This is a genomic window from Microbacterium sp. K35 (genome assembly GCF_004794375.1).
In the GTDB taxonomy this organism is placed as follows: Bacteria; Actinomycetota; Actinomycetes; order Actinomycetales; family Microbacteriaceae; genus Microbacterium; species Microbacterium sufflavum.
Genome location: NZ_SSDM01000147.1, coordinates 1 through 4,122 on the forward strand (window position 1 = coordinate 1; position 4,122 = coordinate 4,122).

At 68.0% G+C, this 4,122-nt stretch carries 2 protein-coding genes; both read left to right on the forward strand.

Translation table 11 applies throughout. The annotated features are described in order from the left end of the window. Window positions 1–282: 282 nt before the first annotated feature. Window positions 283–957: a hypothetical protein gene (locus DW299_RS05050; RefSeq protein WP_136035923.1), complete on the forward strand. Its 675-nt coding sequence runs from the start codon at window positions 283–285 to the stop codon at window positions 955–957. Between the two features lie 202 nt (window positions 958–1,159). Further along, window positions 1,160–4,122: fibrinogen-like YCDxxxxGGGW domain-containing protein (locus tag DW299_RS05055; protein ID WP_136035924.1), on the forward strand; the 2,963-nt coding region annotated here is incomplete at its 3' end.

Below are 4,122 nucleotides of genomic sequence, written 5' to 3' on the forward strand. Positions count from 1 at the left end.
AACTACCGCGGCACACCCGATCTCACCTTCGACGCCGCACTCACCATGCCGCGATAACCGGAGGGGCGGGGTCGGGCGCCTCCGGGTGCCCGGCCCCGTCCGCATCGCAAATCGATCCGGGATTCCGGCGTAATGAATCGGGCGTCGAAACGTCTCATGATATGGGGACGTTCGCAGCGGGGGTGAGCTGAGCCGGAGGCATCTGCCTGCCGCCTCACCCGCGCCCGGATTCGGTCGTGGGTGCAGTGCGCCGATACGCAACGACGGACACGAAGGAATCCGATGTACCTGAAGGGAACTCGAGCACGCACCTGGGGGATGCGTGCTCTGGTGGGAGCGACGATCGCCGCCACCGCATTCACGACCTCGCTGGTGACCGCCGCCTCGGCGGGCGGAGCGGTGTTCGAGATGATGACCGCGCATTCGCCGGCGGCGAAGGGGGCGAAGATGGTCACGATCCACAGCGGGTCGACGTGGGCGTGGCGGTACTCGACCCAGGCTCTGCCCGACGACTGGAACGGCGTGGACTACGACGCCGCCGGGTGGAACAGCGGGCCGGGTCTCCTCGGCCGCGGCGTCACGGGGGAGACCACGAACATCGACCCCACGAGCCTGTCCGCGAAGCCGGTCAGCGCCCAGTTCCGTAAGGCGTTCACGGTCACCGGGGCCGGGCGCGTGCATGACGGCACGGTCACGGTGATCGCCGATGACGGAGTGGTCGTGTACCTCAACGGGGTCGAGCTCGGCCGGGCGAACCTGCCGACGGGGCCACTCGACCAGGACACGCTCGCCACGGCTGCCCCGCGGGCGGACGCGGCCGCACGGAAGACGTTCACCTTCGTCGTTCCGGCGAAGCTGCTCGTCGAGGGCACCAACGTGATCGCCGCCTCCGTGCACGCGAACACGCCGACCACGCGGGACCTCAGCTACGACCTCACGCTCCAGATGCCCCGCTGACATGGCAGGACGCAGGGCACACTTCGCGACAGGCCAACATTCTACGTATCACTGCGTAATGAACCCGGTGTCCCTGCGTCTCATGAGTGTGCAGCGTCTGTGACGCCTGCGCGCACGCGCGACCGCGGCGAACTCGTGGGGTGGGTTCGTCGTGCAAGAAGCCAGAGATCGGCCTGAGCCGATGACAGAGAAGAAGGATTCGATGAATCGCATGCAGAACAGGGTGCGGGGCTGGGGTGCCCGCGCTCTCGTCGGCGCGGCTTTGGCCGCCGCCGCGGTAGCGGGGTCGCTGGTCGTCCCGGCTGCGGCGTCGGCCGCGACGGCGCTTCCCGACGGCAAGACCCAGGAGACGGCCGCCGCGTCGTGCTGGGAGATCAAGCAGAACTATCCGTCCCAGCCGAGCGGTGTCTACTGGCTCCTGACGCCGAAGCTCGTCTACCCGCAGCAGTTCTACTGCGACCAGGTGAGTCTCGGCGGCGGCTGGGTGATGATCGGCCGCGGGCGCGAGGGATGGAAGGAGAACTACAACGGCCTCGGTACCCCCGAGCAGATCTTCTCCACGCCCAGCGGTACGGCGGCATTCAAGCCCGCGCAGCTTCCCGCCAAGACGGTGGACGGACTGCTCAACGGCGGACGACCCGATCAGCTTCCGCCGAACAGCATTCGCGTCAACCGCGCTTCGGCGCTGGACGGCACCCGCTGGCAGGAGGTCCGCTTCAGCCTGACCCGGCGCGACCGCTGGAACTGGACCCTGAGCGGCGGCAACCCGGTGGGCAGCTGGGTGTTCGGCGGCTACACCGGGTCCGGCGGGTGGACAGGTTCCGTCGGGTGGGGTGGCCCCACCATGCCCCAGGGTTATGGTTTCGGTAACGACGACGGCACCGGGTGGAACATGACCGGGGTTGCTCAACGAGCGACGCACAAGTACCTCGAGGGCTGGTCCTACGGTGCACAGGTCACCGGCGCCGACACTCCCACCTCCTACATGTGGGCCCCGGCCGGACAGGGGTACGCCATCCCGTTCGCCCAGATGTTCGTCAGACCACAGCTGAAACTCGCCGACCTGGACTTCGGGACGGTGCCATCGACGGGCACGCCGGCATCGACGCTGCCCTCCATCCCGAACAGCGACGCGATGAAGACCGTATGGGGGGTCTCCGGTCTGGCGAACGGCCAGGCCGGGGAACTCAACGTCGAGGTGGCCGAATTCGGTCAGGCCGGTAACACGGTGTTCGCGGGCGGCAACTTCCAGTACGTGCAGCAGACGCGCGATGGTGCCGGCAAGGTGGAGCAACCCTACCTTGCGGGATTCGACGTGAACACCGGTCAGTGGGTGTCGTCCTTCCGGCCCGTCCTGAACGGCCAGGTCAAGGCGATCGCGACGCTGCCCGATGGGCGTCTCGCGATCGGCGGGCAGTTCACGACGGTCAACGGTGTCGCTCAGCCAGCCCTGGCCTTCCTGGATCCGGTGACGGGGCAGCTCTCCGGGCAGCAGGTCAAGGCGGAGCACCGCACGGTCGGTGCGGTTCCCTACATCCACGATCTGGATATCCAGGGCGGTTACCTCTACGTCGCCGGCTCGATGACGCACCTCACCGCAGTGGGGACGACGACGAGTGCGAGCGCCTGGAACGGGGGTCGCATCAATCTCGCGACGGGCCTTCCGGACACCAACTGGAACGCGAACCTCAACGGCACCACGGTCGCCGTGGACGCATCCGCGCGGGGCGATCGTGCCTACTTCGCGGGGTACTTCGACTCCAAGGGTGGCACGTACACGCCGGACGGAACGGCGATTCAGACGGGTGCCGGGGCTCCGCTGACGAGTCCGGTGTGGGTGCCGTCGTTCAGCGAGTCGACCGTCGACGCCCAGGGGCACTATCAGGGGTACCTGTGGCAGAACGGTGTCGCGGAGATCGGAGACCGGGTGTACCTCGGCGGGTCGCAGCACTCGCTGTTCGGCTACGACCGCAACACCTTCCAGCGCGTCAGCGGATCCATCACCCACAACGGTGGCGACATCCAGACCGTGGACGACAACGGATCCATCGTGGTGGCGGGGTGCCACTGCGGCGACCACGCCTACCAGGACAAGTACCTGAAGAAGGAGATCACGGACCCGTGGACCGAGGTCGACAAGATCAACTACGCCGGTGCCTGGGATGCGGCGACGGGCAAGTACATCCCCGACTGGTCCCCGGTCGTGCAGTCGCGCGCGGGGCAGGGCGTGTGGGGCTCGTTCTTCGACAGCACCGGCGCGCTCTGGATCGGTGGTGATCTGACCGACTCCATGCGGGCGGGGCAGGTCAACCAGTGGTCCGGCGGTTTCATCCGGTTCGCGCCGCGGGATTCCGTGGCTCCGTCGACGCCGGGCGCGATCTCGTCGACGCCGAACGCGGATGGGGCGACCGCGACGCTCGCGTGGGGGGCATCCTCCGATGCGGGTTCCGGTGTGACGTACGAGGTGCTGCGTGGCAACCGGGTGATCGCGTCGACGACGGCGACGAACCTGACGGTCCCGGTTCCTGCCGAGGCGACGACCTACGTCGTGCGGGCGCGGGATGTCACGGGCAACCGCTCGGCGTCCACCGCGGTGTTCACTCTGCAGCCGGCGTCCCCGAACGCGTTGACCTTCGTGACGAACGGGGACTCGTGGTCGTGGCGGTACTCGTCGGATGCGCTGCCGGCGGACTGGAACGCGGCGACCTTCGACGCGTCGTCGTGGGCGGTCGGAAAGGGCCTGTTCGCGCGGGGCGTGTCGGGGGCGGCGACGAACATTGATCCCTCGAACCTGGCGACCAAGCCGCTGAGCGCGCAGTTCCGCAAGACGTTCACGGTGGACGACCCGACGACGGTGGTGAACGGGAAGGTCTCGGTGATCGCGAATGATGGTGTGGTCGTGTACCTGAACGGGGTGGAGCTCGGTCGGGTGCGGATGCCCGCGGGGGCGATCACGCAGAACACGTTGGCGAACGGCGTGGTCTCGAACGCGACCGCCGTCAGTAACCGGGTCGTCTTCGATGTCCCGGCCGGTGCGCTGGTGGCGGGCACGAACGTGATCACTGCGTCGGTGCACGCGAACTACCGTGCCACGACCGATCTCAGTTTCGATCTGGCGTTCACGGCGGAGCGGGGCACGGCTCCGGCTCCCGCACCGGGCCCGGT